The 18,980-nt window shown below is 31.0% G+C and carries 15 protein-coding genes; 8 read left to right on the top strand and 7 right to left on the bottom strand.

Annotated features, from left to right (window positions below):
• Window positions 1–70: 70 nt before the first annotated feature.
• The 3 genes from LL038_RS23815 to LL038_RS23805 form a co-directional block, all read right to left on the bottom strand.
• A complete protein-coding gene (locus tag LL038_RS23815; protein ID WP_216122864.1) occupies window positions 71–2,209 on the bottom strand; it encodes a heavy metal translocating P-type ATPase in 2,139 nt (712 codons plus the stop codon).
• 58 nt (window positions 2,210–2,267) lie between these two features.
• Window positions 2,268–2,630, bottom strand: coding sequence for an ArsR/SmtB family transcription factor (locus tag LL038_RS23810; protein WP_216122863.1), 363 nt, complete (start codon window positions 2,628–2,630; stop codon window positions 2,268–2,270).
• Window positions 2,631–2,933: 303 nt separating this feature from the next.
• Window positions 2,934–4,691, bottom strand: coding sequence for a bifunctional homocysteine S-methyltransferase/methylenetetrahydrofolate reductase (locus LL038_RS23805; protein ID WP_216122862.1), 1,758 nt, complete (start codon window positions 4,689–4,691; stop codon window positions 2,934–2,936).
• A 303-nt stretch (window positions 4,692–4,994) separates the two neighbouring features.
• Here LL038_RS23805 and LL038_RS23800 point away from each other — a divergent pair, with 303 nt between their 5' ends.
• Window positions 4,995–6,221 (top strand): NAD(P)/FAD-dependent oxidoreductase, encoded by a 1,227-nt coding sequence (locus LL038_RS23800; protein ID WP_253200255.1) that lies wholly within the window; start codon window positions 4,995–4,997, stop codon window positions 6,219–6,221.
• A gap of 103 nt (window positions 6,222–6,324) precedes the next feature.
• Here LL038_RS23800 and surE read toward each other — a convergent pair whose 3' ends face one another.
• Window positions 6,325–7,077 carry a 5'/3'-nucleotidase SurE gene (surE, locus tag LL038_RS23795; RefSeq protein WP_216122861.1) on the bottom strand — a complete coding sequence of 251 codons (753 nt, stop codon included), beginning with the start codon at window positions 7,075–7,077 and terminating at the stop codon, window positions 6,325–6,327.
• Between the two features lie 269 nt (window positions 7,078–7,346).
• On the opposite strand from surE, the gene LL038_RS23790 reads away from it, so the two are divergent.
• Entirely contained in the window at window positions 7,347–8,690 is a 1,344-nt protein-coding gene (locus LL038_RS23790) for an APC family permease (protein ID WP_253199911.1), read from the top strand.
• Window positions 8,691–8,744: 54 nt separating this feature from the next.
• Here the strand turns inward: LL038_RS23790 and LL038_RS23785 are convergent, their stop codons facing one another.
• The gene (locus tag LL038_RS23785; protein WP_216122860.1) at window positions 8,745–10,379 is read right to left on the bottom strand and encodes a glycoside hydrolase family 43 protein; all 1,635 of its coding nucleotides are present in this window, start codon (window positions 10,377–10,379) and stop codon (window positions 8,745–8,747) included.
• Between the two features lie 166 nt (window positions 10,380–10,545).
• Here LL038_RS23785 and LL038_RS23780 point away from each other — a divergent pair, with 166 nt between their 5' ends.
• Together LL038_RS23780 and LL038_RS23775 are read left to right on the top strand one after the other, a co-directional pair.
• Window positions 10,546–11,481 (top strand): ArsR/SmtB family transcription factor, encoded by a 936-nt coding sequence (locus tag LL038_RS23780; RefSeq protein WP_216122859.1) that lies wholly within the window; start codon window positions 10,546–10,548, stop codon window positions 11,479–11,481.
• 98 nt (window positions 11,482–11,579) lie between these two features.
• On the top strand, window positions 11,580–12,482 hold the full coding sequence (locus LL038_RS23775; RefSeq protein WP_216122858.1) for an ArsR/SmtB family transcription factor: 903 nt from the start codon (window positions 11,580–11,582) through the stop codon (window positions 12,480–12,482).
• Between the two features lie 23 nt (window positions 12,483–12,505).
• On the opposite strand, the gene LL038_RS23770 is transcribed toward LL038_RS23775, so the two are convergent.
• Window positions 12,506–12,763, bottom strand: coding sequence for a DUF6171 family protein (locus tag LL038_RS23770; RefSeq protein ID WP_216122857.1), 258 nt, complete (start codon window positions 12,761–12,763; stop codon window positions 12,506–12,508).
• A gap of 4 nt (window positions 12,764–12,767) precedes the next feature.
• Window positions 12,768–14,258, bottom strand: coding sequence for an alpha-N-arabinofuranosidase (locus LL038_RS23765; RefSeq protein WP_216122856.1), 1,491 nt, complete (start codon window positions 14,256–14,258; stop codon window positions 12,768–12,770).
• A 457-nt stretch (window positions 14,259–14,715) separates the two neighbouring features.
• Between LL038_RS23765 and LL038_RS23760 the strand changes: the two genes are divergently transcribed.
• From LL038_RS23760 to LL038_RS23745, 4 genes are all read left to right on the top strand, one after another.
• Window positions 14,716–16,044 (top strand): ABC transporter substrate-binding protein, encoded by a 1,329-nt coding sequence (locus tag LL038_RS23760; RefSeq protein WP_216122855.1) that lies wholly within the window; start codon window positions 14,716–14,718, stop codon window positions 16,042–16,044.
• 101 nt (window positions 16,045–16,145) lie between these two features.
• Window positions 16,146–17,057 carry a carbohydrate ABC transporter permease gene (locus LL038_RS23755; RefSeq protein WP_253199910.1) on the top strand — a complete coding sequence of 304 codons (912 nt, stop codon included), beginning with the start codon at window positions 16,146–16,148 and terminating at the stop codon, window positions 17,055–17,057.
• Window positions 17,058–17,059: 2 nt separating this feature from the next.
• Window positions 17,060–17,953 carry a carbohydrate ABC transporter permease gene (locus LL038_RS23750; protein ID WP_216171230.1) on the top strand — a complete coding sequence of 298 codons (894 nt, stop codon included), beginning with the start codon at window positions 17,060–17,062 and terminating at the stop codon, window positions 17,951–17,953.
• A gap of 51 nt (window positions 17,954–18,004) precedes the next feature.
• Window positions 18,005–18,967: a family 43 glycosylhydrolase gene (locus LL038_RS23745; RefSeq protein WP_216122854.1), complete on the top strand. Its 963-nt coding sequence runs from the start codon at window positions 18,005–18,007 to the stop codon at window positions 18,965–18,967.
• Window positions 18,968–18,980: the final 13 nt, after the last annotated feature.

Raw genomic sequence — 18,980 nt, 5'->3', positions numbered from 1 at the left:
AGACTTTCTTTGTCTACTTTATAGAGTATCTTTAACTTTTGTTCTTATTAACTTTTTTACTATTTTAAATTTAACTCTTCATAGCTCTCATAGAATTTAATACTGCAATCAAAGCAACTCCTACATCTCCAAAAACTGCTTCCCACATATTTGCAATTCCAAACACTGCAAGTATCAAAATGATTGCCTTTACACCTAATGCAAATACAATATTTTGCATAACAATCTTCTTTGTCTTTTGGGCAATTTTGATAGCCAAAGCAATCTTAGATGGTTCATCTGTCATTATTACTATATCAGCAGCTTCTATTGCCGCATCAGACCCCACTCCACCCATAGCTATTCCAATATCTGCTCTTGCAAGCACTGGAGCATCATTGATGCCATCTCCTACAAAAACAATTTTTCCTTTAGGTGACTTTTCATTTTGAAGTTTCTCAAGCTTTTCTACCTTATCCTGTGGAAGAAGTTCTGAGTAAACTTCATCAACGCCAAGAACTTTTCCAATATTATTTGCTATATCTTTATTATCACCAGTAAGCATTACTATTTTTTTAACACCCATAGACTTTAATTTTTTTATAGCAGAAATAGAATCATCTTTTACTTCATCGGATATTATAATGCTACCAACATATATATTATCTATAGCTACATATATTATCGAACCAACATTTTTACCCTTAGTATATGAAATTTTCTCACTATCCATGAGCTTTGCATTACCAGCTAGGACATATTTTCCTTTTACCTTAGCTTTAATACCTTTCCCAGCTATTTCTTCAACATCTTCAATATCTTTTTTATTTACTTCTTTACCATAAGCTTTTAGTATAGATGTTGCAATTGGGTGATTAGAATAACTTTCAACAGATGCTGCATATTCTAATAATTCCTCTTCGTTTATATCACCCTCAATATGCATTTCTGTAACCTTAAATACTCCTTTAGTTAATGTTCCAGTTTTATCGAAAACCACCATTTCAACGCTATTTAATGCCTCCAAATAGTTTCCACCCTTAACCAAAATTCCATTTTTAGATGCTCCACCTATTCCACCAAAGAATCCAAGTGGGATAGATATTACTAAAGCACAAGGACAAGATACTACTAAAAATACTAATGCTCTATATATCCATTGCGAGAACGTAGCACCAGGTATTAAAAGTGGTGGAACCAAAGCAAGTACAACTGCACTTATAACTACAATCGGTGTGTAATACCTTGCAAATTTAGTTATAAAGTTTTCAGTTGGTGCTTTTTTACTACTAGCATTTTTAACTAGATCTAATATTTTAGCTAAAGTCGATTCGCCAAACTCTTTTTTTACCTCTATAGTCAATAACCCATTTTTATTTATGCAGCCTGCTAAGATTTCATCCCCAGTATTAACTTCTCTTGGAACTGATTCACCAGTTAAAGCGGATGAATCGACTAATGAGTTTCCCTCTATAACACTCCCATCTAAAGGTACTTTTTCCCCTGGTTTTACTATTATAATATCACCAATGTGTACCTCTTCTGGATCAACTTTTACTATTTCATCATTAATTTTCTTATTTGCATAATCCGGTCTTATATCCATTAGTGCAGATATTGACTTTGTAGATTTATTTACGGCCATATCCTGGAAGAACTCTCCTACTTGGTAAAAGAGCATAACCCCTACACCTTCTGGAAATTGCCCTATAGAAAATGCTCCTACTGTTGCAAGTGCCATCAAGAAGTTTTCATCAAAAACTTCTCCTCTTAATATATTTTTTATGGCAACCATTAATACTTCTCCACCAATTAGTAAATAGCTTATAAGGAATAATGAAAATTCAAACCAGTAATCTAATTTTAATATAACTGCTATAAGGAAAATTGCAACCCCTACAGAAAAACGTATGATTTTATTTTTATCATTTCCCTGGTTCTCGCCACCATGTCCATGATCATGACTATGATTATGTGAATGCCCCTCATGTTTAACACTTTCTATAAAGTTAACATCAGGTTCTATCCTCTTAACTATTTTTTTTGCTTCATCTATAACTTTTAATATTTTATCTTCGCTTTGAAATTGAATCACTAAATTTTTATTAATAAAGTTTATACTTGCATCTGATACTCCATCTAGCTTTTTACATTGAGTTTCAATTTTATTTGCACAATTTACGCAACATAGACCCTCTAAAATGAATTCTCTCTTTATTATAGTCTCCATTTCCTCGCCTCGCTTTCAAAGTTTTTACGTTATAATTTATTCTTTATGTAATAGAATATTATCTAAGTTCTTTTATGTGTGTAAGTCCTTGATCAAATATTTGTTTAACATGCTGATCGTCCAATGAATAATAGACAACCTTACCCTCACGTCTATACTTAACAAGTCTAGCATTCTTAAGTACACGCAATTGATGTGAAATAGCTGATTGAGTCATAATAAGAAGAGCTGCTATATCACAAACACACATTTCAGTTTCAAAAAGCACACAAAGAATTTTAATTCTTGTACTATCTCCAAAAACCTTAAAAAGTTCTGCGAGATCTGATAAAGTCTCTGCTGGTGGTATTAATCTTCTTACCTTTTCTATCTCATTTTCATGAACAGTTGCGCAATGACAAAACTCTATATCTTTCTCCATCTATATTCCCTCCCTCATATGAACATATGAATTGTTGTTCATACGTTCATTATATGATAGGAAGCAATACTTGTCAACATTCCCTTAAAATATTTTTTCACTTGGTTTTACATTGTTAATAAATCAGGGGACAGTTAATAACTTTAGTATTGTTAACCCTTGATATCACTGTGATAACTTGAGTTGTCGTTGAGGGACACTTAATAACTATTGTATTATTAACCTACTAAATATCACAAAAAATAAAAACTCACATCATGTGTCTATTCATGATGCGAGTTTTAAATTCACTATTTTCTTAATTTAATAATTACCTATATTCTTAATGATTTCAGAAATTATATCAATTCTTTTAAATGGTGTAATAAGATAATATCCATCTACATAATTATAAATTTCTCTCGCAATATCCGTAGATATCTTAATTGCAAGAATTGTAGCTTCCTCTTTTGAAATACCATTATATAGCTCCGTGATTTCATCAGAAACAGTTATCCCTGAAATTTCATTGTTCATAAAACAAGCGTTCCTATGGCTTACAATTGGAATAATCCCACCTAGAATTTTAGCAGGCAACTCCCTACGTGCTTGTTTTAAATTTTCTACAGCTTGCTTTGATAAAATTGGTTGTGTTAAAAACATAGTTACACCATTTTCTATTTTCTTTTTCGCGTGGTCAAGTTGACTACTAAAATTAATAGCATTTACATTTAAGGCACCACAAATATTAAAAGGTGATGAAAATGTTGTCTCATTTAAACTAGTAATGTAATTGGCAAGTATTGCAGAATTAAAGCTAAACATTGCCTTAACCTCATCCCGCTCAGCTGATGGTATAGGGTCACCAGTTACCACTAAAACATTATTTACTCCCTCAATGCTTAAGCCTAAAAGCAATGCTTTAGTCGCATTAATGTTTCTATCTCGACAAGTCATATGCGGAATAGTTGTAATATCAAGTTCTCTCTTTAACTTACAAGCAAGTAAGCTGCTATCTACTCTAACTCTTGCAACAGGACAATCTGCAATGGTTATTGCATCAACTCCTTGCTCCTTAAGACTTTTAGCACTATTCATAAAAAAATCTATCCCCGTATCCATCGGTGGATCTAGTTCCACCGCAATAATCTTTTTTCCAAGCCTTATTTTTTCGAGAAGAGAATTTTTAACTATAAGTTTTTCAAACTTAATTTTTTCGATCTTTATACTTGAAACAATTTCATGTGGAGATAACCCTTCTATATTTGCTACAGTTTCTCTTATAAATTCTGGAGTTGTACCACAGCACCCACCTATTATCGCTACACCTTGTTTTGCTATTTCTAGCATTTGCCTTGCAAAATATTCTTTAGTATTATTAAAAAACGTACGATTATTTATTACTGTTGGATACCCTGAATTTGGCATAACGGAGATTGTTTTATTTTCTATATTAAGAGTTTTAATATATTTTAGTAAATGATTTGGCCCTGAAAAACAGTTAAAGCCACAAGCATCTATACTTGATATATTAGAAACTTTCTCTATAAATTTTTCACCTGATATACCGATTCTTGTAAATCCTTCTGGAGAAACTGCAAGTTCCATCAAAATATATGCCTTTGGATTTTTCTCCTTAATATATTTAGAAATTTGGGGTAGATATTCATCACTACTAAAAGTTTCGAATATAAAGTGCGTTGCACCGAGTTCTAAAAACAAATCTACTATTTCTTTATATGCCTCCCATAAATTAATAGTCTCTAAAAATGGGATTGGTCCAATATCAGCAAAAACCAAAACATCAGTGCCCTTTGTTGCCTCACTTGCTATTTCATAACCTTTTACAATCACATCTTTTACTATATTAAAATCACTTTCAAGGCTAATTCTATTTGCAGCAAATGTATTTGTCTTAATTGCCCTGCAACCTGCATCTATATATTCCTTATGTATATTTAATATGGTATCTCTTTCATAAATATTTGCAAGCTCACATTTAGATAATGGGTTATCTTTAATACTTGCATAATATGTCCCCATGGCACCATCAAAAATCAGTGGTAATTCCTTAACATTCATATATTTCTCCTTTCTCTCAAACATAAAATCTTATATTTGATAATAATCAAAAATTTCTTTAGGCTAATTATATCAAAAAATTCTGATTATAGTATACTTTAGAAAAAGTAATACTTAAAGCTTTAAAAATACATTTGATGTAATTACTCTACATATCTGAATTATTTTCTTGCATATTACCATAAATGAAGTGTAAGATAACATTAGGGTATTCAAAAATGAGAATGTCCCATAGACAAGAAAAATATTTCCCCGCAATGTACATAAGCAAAAAATAAATCTTAAATGAAATGGGTGATATCGATGGCTAAAAAAATTACAAAAAAAATTATAATAGTAGGTAGTGGCATTACAGCAATAACAGCTATTAAATCAATTAGAGAAACAGATTTAGATTCAGATATATGTTTAATTGGCGAAGAAAAATTTTATCCATATACCCGAATAAAGTTATCCAAAAGTTTATTCGATAAGCTTGAAGAAAATAATATACTTATTCAAAAAAAAGAGTGGTATGAACAAAATAACGTAAAAATATTAATTAATACTAAAGTAGTAAGTATAGATTCAACTTCACATGAAGTATCCCTATTTGATGGTAGTAAACTTAGTTATGATAAATTGTTAATTGCAAATGGTGCAAGTAATAACGTACCTCAAATTGATGGTATAGGTATGAACGGAGTATACACGCTTCGGGGCCTTAATGACGCTTTAAATATTAAGGAGAAACTTAATGAGAACACTAATGTAATAATTCTTGGTGGCGGAATACTTGGCCTTGAAATGGCCTTCATATTACATCAGCATAACATCAAAGTTACAATTGTTGAATTATGTCCAAGGCTTATGCCTCGACAATTAGACGATAAAGCATCAGAGATATTAAAAAGTAAAATACAATCTTGTGGAATACAAATATTAACTAACACTTGTGTAAATAAAATAATAGGCACTGATAATAAAGTAGAAGGAATTCTTATAAACGAAAGTGTAGAATTAAAGTGTGAAATAGTTATTCACTCAATAGGTATTAAGCCTAATATGGACCTAATTTTAAAGACTGATATTAAAAGAGAAAGAGGAGTCCTCGTAAACAATAAAATGGAAACTAATATAAAAGATATTTATGCAGCAGGTGATATTGCAGAATTTGATAATCAAGTTATCGGACTATGGAATATTGCTATCTCACAAGGAAAAGTTGCAGGGTATAATATTTCGGGGCGTGATGCTATATATGAAAAAATTACTCCAGTAACAATGCTAAATGCTTTTGGTATTTCTTTATTTTCTATGGGATGTATAGAAGAATCGAACTCTACAAACGTATTATCATGTGAAGATATTAATGGAAACAGTTATAAAAAGATATTTATAAAAAACAATAAGATTATTGGTGCAATTGTGATAGGTGATGCTAGAAGGTCACCACTTCTTAAATCTGCCATTGAAAAAGAATTACCCTTAGATGGAATAAACTTATCTACTATATCCGTAGACGAGTTATTAGATAAATTAAAAAAGTAGATCAAAAATACAATACTTAATGATCTAGATATATTACTCATTTCACACAAAATAAAGCCAGGATTTTTAATCATATAATGATAAAAAACCTGGCTTTTTGTGGTTAAAACCATTTACCTACATCATTTAATATTTCAAAATTAGTTAGATCATAATGAAGTGGTGTTACAGTAACGTACCCCTCTTTAAAATATATTGTATCGGAATCTTCCTCATGAATATCTTTTGCCGTACCCTTAATCTGATACTGAGTTTCATTATTTTCTCCAATAGATTCTACATATTTATTATTATACAATCTACTCCCAATTTTGCACACTTTAATTCCTTTTATTTCACTCTCCTCAAGCATGGGAACATTTACATTTAATACAATATCATTATTAATTTTATTTTGGGTAGCCTTAAGAAGTATTACTCTAGCATATTTAGCCGCTATGTCATAATTTTCAGTATTGTCGTCAAACTCTACTGAAACCGCCATTGCTGGTATTTTATATATAGTAGCTTCTATTGCTGCAGAAACAGTTCCGGAATATAAAACATCTGTACCTAAATTAAAACCTCTATTAATTCCTGATACTACCATATCTATTTTAGCATCAGTAAGTTTATTAATTGCAATTTTTACACAATCCGCTGGCGTTCCATCTACACTAAAAGCTTTCGCTTTTATTCCTTTGAGCTTAGTTTCTTTAACAATAAGTGGTCTTGTAAGGGTTATTGAATGACCACAGGCACTTCTCTCTTTATCTGGTGCCACGATAATTACTTCATGATTTTTTTCAAGTTCTTTAGCTAAGGCATATATTCCTTTTGCGTTTATACCATCGTCGTTTGTCAGTAACAATCTCATTTTCATTCCTCCAATTATTCACTATAATACATATAATTTTATAACATATATATATTATAACAATAGATATATATGGGCAAATATTAATTTATATTCTAATATTCTTCAGTCTTTTAGCAACTAAAACTTTAAAAATAATCTCCTTCAAAATTTTGTTGACTATACTTAAGTTTGCTATTAAACTTATATAGAAATAATATAAATTTAATTTTAAAAAGTCTTATTAGATAACAATATACAAAATACTAAAGAAGAAAGGATGATTTATTTTGAAGGCATCAAATAGTTTAAAAAGCCCAATTAATTTCCCCAAAACACTAAAAAGGGAAATCGGTTCGCTAGAAGCCATTACCATAGTTATAGGTATGGTCATAGGTTCAGGAATTTTCTTTAAACCTTCAATAGTCTTTAAAAATGCTGGTTCTCCACTTATAGGGATACTTGCTTGGGTAGCAGGTGGTATTATAACTATAGCGTCGGGCCTTACTATTGCTGAAATAGCAGCTGCTATTCCAAAAACCGGAGGTATCTTTATATATCTTAAAGAACTTTATGGTGAAAAATGGGCATTCTTATTTGGTTGGGTACAAACGGTTATTTATGTACCTGGCTCCATCGCAGCCCTCGCAATAGTTTTAGCAACTCAAGCTACTAATTTTGTACCCATGAGCGGACTTCAACAAAAATTATTTGCAATACTAATGCTTCTAATTATTACGACTGCAAATGTATTATCAACTAAACTTGCAAGCAAAATTCAATTCATCGCAACTATTGCAAAACTTATTCCACTGTTTATTATCATTGCTTTAGGCATTATAAAAGGAACAGCTCATAGTTTTTCCATGCCAGTAGGAACAACAGCTGCCGGTGCTGGATTTGGAGCCGCTGTGCTTGGAACACTTTGGGCTTATGATGGATGGGTAAGTGTAAGTAATATGGCAGGTGAACTTAAAAACCCTAAAAAAGATATACCAAAATCCATAATTATAGGATTAAGCATTACTTTAATAGTCTATGTTTTATTTAATTTAGCAATTATAAATGTAATTCCTATAACCAGTGTTATAAGTTCTAAAACAGTAGCATCAGATGTTGCATCCGTTTTACTTGGAAAATCTGGCTCATTATTTATTTCTGCCGGTATATTAATATCAATCTTCGGAGCATTAAACGGTTACCTAATGACAGGAGTTAGAATCCCTTTTGCTATGGCACAGAGTAAACTTTTACCTTGTAGTAACTTTTTAGGAAAAGTTAACAAAAAATATCAAACTCCATTAAATTCTTATATTTTTGTGGCTGCACTTGCTTGTCTTTATATATTTAGTGGTTCTTTTAATGCCTTAACTGATCTTGTTGTTTTTGTTTTATGGATTTTCTTCACAATGGCAGTAGCCGGTATCTTTATATTAAGAACAAAACATAAAGATTTAGTGAGACCTTATAAAGTACCACTTTACCCAATAGTTCCATTAATCGGAATTATTGGAGGCCTATATATACTTATAAGTACTCTTTTAACCGATACTAGAAAAGCACTTATAGGAATTGTTATCACTTTAATTGGATTGCCTGTATATTGTTATATTAAGAAACATAGAAATAAATAATATAATTTCTAAGTAAAAGCTATGCAGATTGCATAGCTTTTACTCTTAGTAAGATTACTCTGGTTGATATTTAAAATTATCAAAATCAGCAAAGCAAGCATTCTTTTTTTCTAAATTATTGACTGTAAGTCCTATAAAATTCCCTGTATAACCTCCTGATAAAAAACTGATATCTTCCTTTACTAAAAATTCTTTTGTTTCTTGATCTTCCACACTAAACTGTGCATTAATTCCATTTACTTTAATATGCATCTTCACTTTCTTACCACTTACAGGTACCTTAACTGGCAATATAGAAAAATCATCCTTTACTACTTTCATTACCTGAGCAATAATCCCCATCTCTTCGTCATAAGAAAGATATAAATAAATATAATTCATTGTATCTAAATATAATATCATCCCTGCTAATTGTAGATGGTTTGTAGGCGCAAAAGTAACTACTGTCTCTGCACTAAAATTAATATCACTCTGACGTATTGCAATGATATGTTGATCAAAAGTACTCTGAGGTGATTCAGCACCAGTTATACGTATTATGGATTTATCTGGAATTATGTTAAGCCAGCTACTGTTTGGAAATATTCTCAGAGTGCTCCATTCACTATTTAAATCTTTTTTGTCAAAATCATCAAAGAATTTATTATCCTTTATTTTAATAATTCCATTAAAGCCCTTTGGAAGTTCAACATCTGTAGCAGGTGAATGTCCACCTTGAATAAGTCTGAGCCACCCATCCTTTGACCAAATAACTTTTTGCAATGCAGTCTCCCTTCCAAGAATAGGATATTTACCCATTATAGGTCTAGTACATAAATGAGCTAAATACCACTCGTGTTCATCTGTTTCCACTAAGCTAGCATGTCCTGCACATTTAAGATATAAATCAGGGTTATCTCTAGAAGTTAGCATAGGATTCTTAGGATCTAATTCATAAGGGCCAGTAATATTCTTTGATCGAGCTACCGTAACCATATGTCCCTCTCCAGTGCCCCCTTCCGCTGTTAATAAATAGTAATACTCTTTATGTTTATATATCTGTGGCGCTTCTGTTTTTTCATATTTTGTTCCATCAAAAATTTTATATGTTTTCCCAATCAATTCTTTTTTTTGACAATCAAATTTTTGAATAATAATACCAGCAGATTTATTATGTGTAATTAAACGGTAATCCCATATTTCATTTGCTAACCACTTTTCACCATTTTCATCGTGAAATAAAGATGGATCAAATCCAGAACTGTTTAAATAAATTGGATTGCTCCAAGGTCCTTTAATGTTTTTTGATGTAATTAAGTAATTATTCACATCTTTAAATGGAACTTTTGTACTTTTGACATCTGTATATACAAGATAGAATGTATCCTCGCAGTAACTTATATGAGGTGCCCATATACTGCATCCTGTGGGATTACCTTGCAAGTTAACCAATTCCTCATTTATCAATACTGATGTACAATAATTCCAATTCACTAAATCGTTAGATTCGTAAACTCTTATCCCCGGTAGCCACTCAAACGTAGAAACAACAATATAATAAATTTCCTTTACTTTTAATATACAAGGATCTGGATTAAATCCCTCAAGAATTGGATTATGAATAGATTTCATAACTATTACTCCCTTTATTAAATATTTTTTTCTTTCAAATTCTAAATTATTTATAAGTATTATACCATTAGATACCATTTATTCCATCCTATAATTCGAATATACTCTTAAATAGTTACTAAATAAATAATTCATTGTTTAAACGGTTCCTTTATTTTAAAAAAACCTAAAATAGTTATATAATATTCAATACATATATTATATAATATATGTATTGAATGAATTCATAAAGGAGACGTAAATAATGATACATATTAAAAACCTTGAAGAGAGTTTGCCAATATTTAAAGCACTTAGTTCAGATGTAAGAATTCAAATTCTTAATCTTTTATCAGAATATAAGCAACTTAACATGAATGATATCGCAAAAAAATTAAAGCTTTCTAATGGAGCAATCACTATGCATATTAGAAAATTAGAAGAATGTGGAATCATTAAAATTAATATTTTAACCGCTAAACATGGGATTCAAAAAATATGTTATTTACATGAAGATAAATTTATTATAGATATTGGTAAACAAGATATGGATAACTCATATGAATTAGAAATTGGAATTGGACAATATTCTTTTTACGAAATACAACCAACTTGTGGAATAGCTACAAAAGATAAGTTGATTGGAGAAGTGGATAATCCAAGTTATTTTGCTGACCCAGATAGAATCAATGCTGATATTTTATGGTTTTCAAAGGGTGCAATAGAATATAGAATACCTAATTATCTAAAACCTTCACAAGTATTTTCAGAAATTCAAATCTCTATGGAAATAAGTTCCGAGGCACCGGGTAATTGTAGTTTATGGCCTTCTGATATTTATTTTAACCTAAATGATATTTACCTCGGCAGTTGGACAAGTCCTGGCGACTATGCTGATACAAAAGGAATTTTAACACCTAACTGGTGGTTCTCAAATTGGAACCAATATGGTTTATTAAAATTATTGTCCATTAATAAATTTGGAACTTTTATTGACGGGCTTAAAATCTCAGATACCAATTTAAATGATATTAATTTAAATTACAAAAGCGATTTATCATTAAAATTATCTATTCCAGAAGATGCTAAGCACAAAGGTGGTTTAACTTTATTTGGTAAGAACTTTGGCAATTATAATCAAGGAATAAGTATAAGAGTTGTGTATGAACAAAACCTAATAGATGAAACCTTAACAAAATAATTATAAAATGAATATTTAAATCTTTAGTTTAATTACTTTACAATCCTAATTAACAAGTTCATAATTATGTTAATCATTAAATAGTGAAAGGAATAATTATGAAAATTGATATAAGCGAAAAATGGCTTCCTGTATACGAAGCGTTAGACAGTTCTGTACGAATTAAGATTATTAATCTTCTTTCCGAACTACCCTTAAATATAAAAGAAATTGCTAGTAAACTAGAACTTAGTAGTGCAATTATTACTATGCATATTAATAAATTAGAAAAAGCTGGAATCGTAAAAGGTGAACGAACCAAAAGTAAGGGTGGCGTCCAGAAAATATGCTCTTTAATTTTAGATGGTATAGTAATAGATTTTCCGAGGAAAATTCAGAAGCGAGTAAAACATCATGAATATATTGTTCCAATAGGTCAGTATACTGATTTTGAAGTCACACCAACATGTGGTCTTGCAACTACTGAAAAAATTATAGGTTATTTTGACGATACAAGATCTTTTTTAGATTCACAAAGAGTAGCTGCAAAAATTTTATGGTTTACTCAGGGCTTTGTTGAATATAAATTACCTAATTATCTCTTAACAACGCAAAATCCTAGTGAACTTGAAATATCCATGGAAATTGGCTCAGAAGCACCTGGTGCAAACAAAAATTGGCCATCTGATATCTCTTTTATAATGAACGGAATTAAAATTGGAGAGTGGACTAGTCCTGGCGACTTTGCTGATGTAAAAGGAAAATATACTCCAAACTGGTGGATCAGTGATATAAATCAATACGGGATGCTAAAAATCATTAAAATAAATGAAAAAGGTTCTTTTATTGATGGAGAAAAAATTTCAGATGTTAAATTATCGGATATAAATATTAGGAGCAAACAATGGAAACTAAGATTAGAAGTGGCAGCAGATGCTAAGCATATAGGCGGTCTAACTGTTTTTGGAAGTGGTTTTGGAAACTACGATCAAGATTTGATCTTTAGGCTATATTATACATAGTAAAATGGGAATGAAGTGAGACTTCATTCCCATTTTGATTTTTTAGGATAAGGACAATTAGATTCCATCAATTTCGCCTTTATTTGTACAATACAACCACATTGCAAGCAGGTTGTACCATATTCTAGATAATTGCAATTAAAGCAAATATGCAAACGCTTTTCATAAGTCTCCTGATCAATAAGCTTAAATTGATTGCCACTAACAATTATATTTAACATATCATCAATATCATTTTCAGAAACTCTCACACTCGCTAAGCAAGCCTTACATTTTATCATCTTATTACTCTACATTAAGTACAATAACTGACATTTTAGGCATAACTATTGAAAGTTTATTATTTTCAATTGTAAATGCTTTAAATTCTTTTGGAACAACTTTATTTGGATCTGTAAAACTGTTGTATGCATTCATTTCATCAGCTGCAAGTATGGTTCCCGATACTTTTGAGTAGACGAATCCTCTTAATTCACTAGTCACTTCAATTTGATCATTAGGGCTTAAATTGCATAAAGATATATGAGTGATTCCCTTGTCGTCAATTGAAGCTGACACATTTAACTCAGGTAAAGATTTATCCCCATTCACATAATCTTCGCATTCGATTGATGTGGACAAAAGCTCAGCATCTTGATGTACCTTGTACATTTTAAATATATGGTATGTTGGTGTTAATACTATTTTATCTCCCTGCGTTAATATCATAGCTTGTAGAACATTTACCATTTGAGCAATATTTGCCATCTGTACTCTATCACAATGGTTATTAAATATATTAAGACCAACCCCTGCAACTAGAGCATCTCTTAAGGTGTTTTGTTGATAAAGAAAGCCAGGGTTTGTTCCAGGTTCTACATTAAACCAAGTTCCCCATTCATCGACTATTAATCCTACACGTTTGTCTGGATCGTATTTATCCATAATAGTACTGTGTTTAATTATAAGTTCTTCCATATATAATATTTTTTCCATAGTTTTAAACCATAATGTCTCATCAAATACTGTTGCGAAGCCTTTATCATCGAAACCGAAGGGCATTGTATAATAATGGAGACTTAATCCATCCATAAGACTAGAAGATTCTCTCATCAATACTTCTGTCCAATTATAATCACTAGCATTGGGACCACCAGCTATTTTAAAAAGCTTATTTCCCTGATAATTTCTTGCGTAGGTAGAATATCTTCTGTATAGATCTGAATAATATTCTGGTCTCATGTTTCCACCGCAGCCCCAATTTTCATTACCAACACCAAAGTATTTTAGATTCCAAGGCTTTTCGTGTCCATTAGCCGCTCTAAGCTCTGCCATTGGTGACACACCATCAAATGTCATATATTCCACCCATTCACTCATTTCTTGAACAGTGCCACTTCCAACATTTCCACAAATATAAGGCTCTGTTTCAAGTTGCTCACATAGCTCAAAAAATTCATGTGTTCCAAAATTGTTATTCTCAACTAGCCCTCCCCAATGAGTATTAATCATTTTAGGACGACTCTCAGGTTTACCTATGCCATTCTTCCAGTGATACTCATCAGCAAAACATCCACCTGGCCATCTTAATACTGGAATTTTAAGTTCTTTTAAAGCCTGTACTACATCATTACGAATTCCATTTGTATTTTGAATAGGCGAGTCTTTTCCAACCCAAAGTCCCTCATATATACATCTACCTAAGTGCTCAGAGAACTGACCATAAATGTTCTTGTTAATTTTACCCTTCTTTACATCAGCATTAATAATGATTTTAGCTTTTTTTAAATTAGCCATTATTACACCCTCCTTCAGTAATTAATAATATGATTAATATATTAACATTAGTATTAATTGTATTATAAGTTTTTTTCTATAGAAGGTCAATAATAAAATACATATAAGTAAAATTATATTTCTATGTACAAGTAATGAGGATTGGTTTATAGAAACATGAAACAATTAACTAAAATTAAAAATTTTATTGACTTTTACAGTAAATAATACCATACTGTAGTTATAAACCAATTAACACAAACATAAAACTATTAATATATAATATTCTTGATTTTAAAATATATTAATAGTTTAATTCGCTGTATGATAACGTTTCCTAATTATTCTTAATGAAATTGAAATGTTATGAAAATTTCTATTTCCATTTCATTGCAATATAAAATTTATTCTTTATTAAAGGAGGAAATAGAAGGATCAACTTAAATACTCTATTTAATACATTTAGGAGGGGGATTTTATGAAAAAAAGAATTAGTCTTATGCTTATTTCACTGATGACAGCTACAATGGTTTTAGGTGGTTGTGGTAGTAAATCTTCAACTGCAACAAATGGTCAGAGTACTAAATCCGGAGAAGTAACAAAATTGAATTTATGGACATTTATTGGGTTACATTCTAATTTATACAATGATGCTGCTAAGAGTTGGAATAAAGCCCATCCAGATCAACCTATTGAGTTAAAAGTAACTACTTATCCTTATACTGATATGCATAACAAATTATTGGTCGCAGTTAAATCAGGAGTTGGAGCTCCAGATATTGCTGATATCGAGGTTGGTCAGTTTCCAAACTTTACAAAAGGAACCCCACAATTAGCAGATTTAAGTGATATTGTAGCCCCTGAGAAGGCTAATTTTATACAATCACGTTTAGATTTATATAGCAAAGGCGGAAAAGTGTACGGTTTACCTACACATGTAGGAACTACTGTTGCTTTCTACAATAAGGACCTTTTTAAAAAAGCAGGTGTTGATTATACAAAAATCAAAACCTGGGATGACTATACAGCTGCTGGTAAAATTGTAAAAGCAAAAACAGGAAAATACATGGGATATCTTTCACAGACTGCAAATTGGGAGTTTAGCTTAATGGTCGGACAACAAGGTTCAGATGTCTTTGATAAAAGTGGAAACGTCACTTTGGATAATCCAGTAGCAGTAAAGTCACTACAACTACTTCATGATATGGTATTTACAGATAAAATTGCTGCCATATCTCCTGGTGGACAACCTGATACAGAAGAAGGTTATGGAGCTTTTAACAAAGGTGGAGCTGCTTCAGTTATAATGCCATTCTGGTATACAAGTAGATTTTTAGCTAATATGCCTGATCTAAAAGGTAAAATAGCAATACAAGCACCTCCAGTATTTGCAACTGGAAATAAAAATCTATCTGTTGGATTAGGCGGAACAGGAACAGCAGTACCAATTCAAGGTAAAAATGTTGAACTTGCAAAGAAGTTTTTGTTCTTTGCAAAAGGAACTGAAAATGCTAGTGAGAACATTTGGAATTTAGAAGGTTTTGATCCACCTAGATGGGATTCATGGAAGAAAATAAGTGCAAATATTGGTGATACCAAGTTTACACAGTATTTCTCAAATGGTAAAGATGCCTTTAATGTTCTTTTACCATTAAAAGATTCAATAGCTACTCCAGTAAGTATTGAAAAAAGCCCTAATGCTGGAACCCTATTAAATAGTCAAGTATTATTTAAAGTATTAAAACAAAATTCAGCTACGCCGCAGGCCGCTTTGAAAACAGCAGCAGATGAATTACGTAAAAATTAAGAAAACCGTAGACAAATAAAATTAATCATCTATAAATTATTAGGGATGCAATTGTTTATATGATTTGCATCTCCTAATATTTAAATTGGAGGGGAATCTACTTGGAAAAAAAGCAAAACATAATTGTTAATAAGTTTTTATATTCATCAAAGTATGCTCCATATGTTTTTGTGTTACCTTTTATTCTTTCTTTTTTCATATTTTTCTTTTATCCAATAATAAGCACATGCATTATGAGTTTTCAAGATGTTGTTGGTGTTGGTCAAAATAAGTTTATTGGTTTAAAAAACTATAAGGATTTACTTAATGTTCATTTTTATACTGCTGTCTGGAATAGTGTACGGTATTGTTTTTGGACTTTATTACTTTTGATACCTATCCCTATAGTTTTAGCTGTATTTTTAAATTCAAAAGCATTAGTAGCTAAAAAGTTTTTTAGAGCTACCATTTTCATGCCCGCTATCACCTCAGTTGTTGTTGCAGGTATTGTTTTTAGATTGATTTTTGGAGAAACTCCAGGTGCACCACTAAATACAATTTTAGGTGTTTTTGGTATAAGTCCAGTAGAATGGCTACGTAATGAAAATACTGCAATGCCTTTATTAGTATTACTCGCAATGTGGCGTTGGACTGGGATAAATATTATATATTTCTTATCCGGTTTACAAAATATACCTACAGAACTATATGAATCAGCCGAAATTGATGGTGCAAGTGTTTTTAATAAATTTAGATATGTAACAGTGCCTCTTTTAAAACCAATTATTATTTATGTTTTAACAATAAGTATCTATGGCGGATTATCAATGTTTACTGAAAGTTTTGTTTTTTGGCAAAATCATTCACAAAATGATTCTGGATTAACAATTGTAGGTTACTTGTATCAGCAAGGTTTTGAAAATGGAAATTTAGGCTTTGCTTCTGCTACTGGATTAGTATTACTTCTTATTGTAATAACTTTGAATTTATTCCAACTAAAATTCTTTGGAATGTTTAAAAAGGAGGATGCATAATCATGTCAAAAACTGAAACTGTAGTTATAACAAAACCTAAAAATGTAAAAGTAAAATCAAAAGTAAAATATTCTCATAAAGGACTTTTAATGGTTATTCTTTTTATCATCATAACCATTTTTGCATTACTCCCTTTCTATGCAATGTTACTAGCTTCACTTAAACCTGCTACAGAGTTATTTCGTTATGGCTTAAATTTGAAATTAGACTTTAGTATTATGAGTATACAGAATTATATTCCTTTATTTACTGACAGCAGTATTTTATTTCTAACATGGTTTAAAAATAGTGTGTTAATTACTCTAATAAGTACAGTGTTCTCACTATTATTATCTTCTATGGTAGGTTATGCAATAGCAGTATATGATTTTAAATTTAAGAATACAATATTTGTATTAATATTGTTTATGATGATGATCCCTGTTGAGATTTTAATACTTCCATTATATAAATTAACAGTTACACTCCATATTATAAATACATATAGTGGAATAATACTACCTTTCCTTGTCTCAGCTTCTTCGATATTCTTTTTCAGGCAATTTGCTTCAGGAATACCAAAGGACTTTATGGATGCTGCTAGAATTGATGGGTGTACCGAATATGGGATATTTTTCAAAATTATGATACCTTTAATGAAACCAGCTTTTGGCGCCATGACAATCTTATCAGCCTTGTCAAGTTGGAATGGTTTTATATGGCCTTTAATACAAATGAGAACAGATGATATGTTTACACTTCCTGTAGGCTTAATGTCATTAATGACACCTTATGGAAATAATTACAGTGCTGTATTATCTGGATCTGTATTATCGGTATTACCAATTATAATTATATTCTTACTCTTCCAGGATTCTTTCATTGAAGGATTAACTGCTGGTGGAGTAAAAGGTTAATTAATTATTTAATACAACAAAATAAATATAGTTTAAATCGAGGAGAATATTATGTCAATAAGTCAAGAATATAAAAATCCAATAGTACGACAAGCAGCTGATCCATTTGTATATAAGCACTCTGATGGATATTACTATTTCACTTCATCCGTACCTGAATATGACAGAATCGAAATAAGAAGAGCTAAGACCATTGAGGAATTAGGCTCAATATCGCCTATTGTAGTTTGGCGCAAACATGTGGATGGGGAAATGAGCGCATATATATGGGCACCAGAAATACATTTTATAGATGATAAATGGTATATATACTTTGCAGCAGCAAAAGCTAATGATCCTAAAGGGGACATGTTTGATCATAGAATATATGTGCTTGAAAACTTGTCACTTAACCCACTAGAAGGACCTTGGTTAGAAAAAGGACAACTTAAGACTAATTATGAATCATTTGCTTTAGATGCTACAAGCTTTCAACATAAAGGAATAAGATATCTGGTTTGGCCTCAAAATGATCCTAATATAAAGGGAAACTCTAATTTATATATTGCAAAGTTAAGCAATCCATGGACTATTAGTGGTAAACAGGTAATGATTTCAAAACCTGAATATCCATGGGAATGTATAGGTTTTTCTGTAAACGAAGGACCAGCAGTACTTAAGAAAAATGGTAAGATATTTATTAGCTATTCAGCAAGTGCTACAGACTATAATTATTGTATGGGCCTTTTAACTGCAGACGATACAAATGACTTGTTAAATCCATTATCTTGGAGCAAATCATCAGTTCCAGTATTTACTACAAGTTATGAAAATAATCAATATGGACCAGGTCATAATAGTTTCACTGTTTCGGAGGATAATCAAACAGATGTTATGATTTATCATGCTAGAAATTATAAGGAAATAGATGGGAATTCTCTTGATGATCCTAACCGACATGCGAGGGCCCAAAAACTAACCTGGAATGATGATGGAACTCCTGATTTTGGTAGACCAGTAGCTGATTTGAACTAATCCAATTAAGTTG

It is taken from the genome of Clostridium estertheticum (assembly GCF_026650985.1).
GTDB classification, from domain to species: domain Bacteria; phylum Bacillota; class Clostridia; order Clostridiales; family Clostridiaceae; genus Clostridium_AD; species Clostridium_AD estertheticum_C.
Note: the sequence above shows the minus strand (reverse complement) of the source record. Positions and strands in the feature narration are given on the sequence as shown.

Excerpts from the sequence above, each read along its gene's own strand:
- LL038_RS23745 (WP_216122854.1), top strand. The coding sequence starts at position 18,005 with ATGTCAATAAGTCAAGAATATAAAAATCCAATAGTACGACAAGCAGCT.
- LL038_RS23800 (WP_253200255.1), top strand. The coding sequence starts at position 4,995 with ATGGCTAAAAAAATTACAAAAAAAATTATAATAGTAGGTAGTGGCATT.
- LL038_RS23785 (WP_216122860.1), bottom strand. The coding sequence starts at position 10,379 with ATGGTATCTAATGGTATAATACTTATAAATAATTTAGAATTTGAAAGA.
- LL038_RS23815 (WP_216122864.1), bottom strand. The coding sequence starts at position 2,209 with ATGGAGACTATAATAAAGAGAGAATTCATTTTAGAGGGTCTATGTTGC.
- LL038_RS23805 (WP_216122862.1), bottom strand. The coding sequence starts at position 4,691 with ATGAATGTTAAGGAATTACCACTGATTTTTGATGGTGCCATGGGGACA.
- LL038_RS23775 (WP_216122858.1), top strand. The coding sequence starts at position 11,580 with ATGAAAATTGATATAAGCGAAAAATGGCTTCCTGTATACGAAGCGTTA.
- LL038_RS23810 (WP_216122863.1), bottom strand. The coding sequence starts at position 2,630 with ATGGAGAAAGATATAGAGTTTTGTCATTGCGCAACTGTTCATGAAAAT.
- LL038_RS23765 (WP_216122856.1), bottom strand. The coding sequence starts at position 14,258 with ATGGCTAATTTAAAAAAAGCTAAAATCATTATTAATGCTGATGTAAAG.
- LL038_RS23760 (WP_216122855.1), top strand. The coding sequence starts at position 14,716 with ATGAAAAAAAGAATTAGTCTTATGCTTATTTCACTGATGACAGCTACA.
- LL038_RS23780 (WP_216122859.1), top strand. The coding sequence starts at position 10,546 with ATGATACATATTAAAAACCTTGAAGAGAGTTTGCCAATATTTAAAGCA.
- LL038_RS23770 (WP_216122857.1), bottom strand. The coding sequence starts at position 12,763 with ATGATAAAATGTAAGGCTTGCTTAGCGAGTGTGAGAGTTTCTGAAAAT.
- LL038_RS23750 (WP_216171230.1), top strand. The coding sequence starts at position 17,060 with ATGTCAAAAACTGAAACTGTAGTTATAACAAAACCTAAAAATGTAAAA.
- surE (WP_216122861.1), bottom strand. The coding sequence starts at position 7,077 with ATGAGATTGTTACTGACAAACGACGATGGTATAAACGCAAAAGGAATA.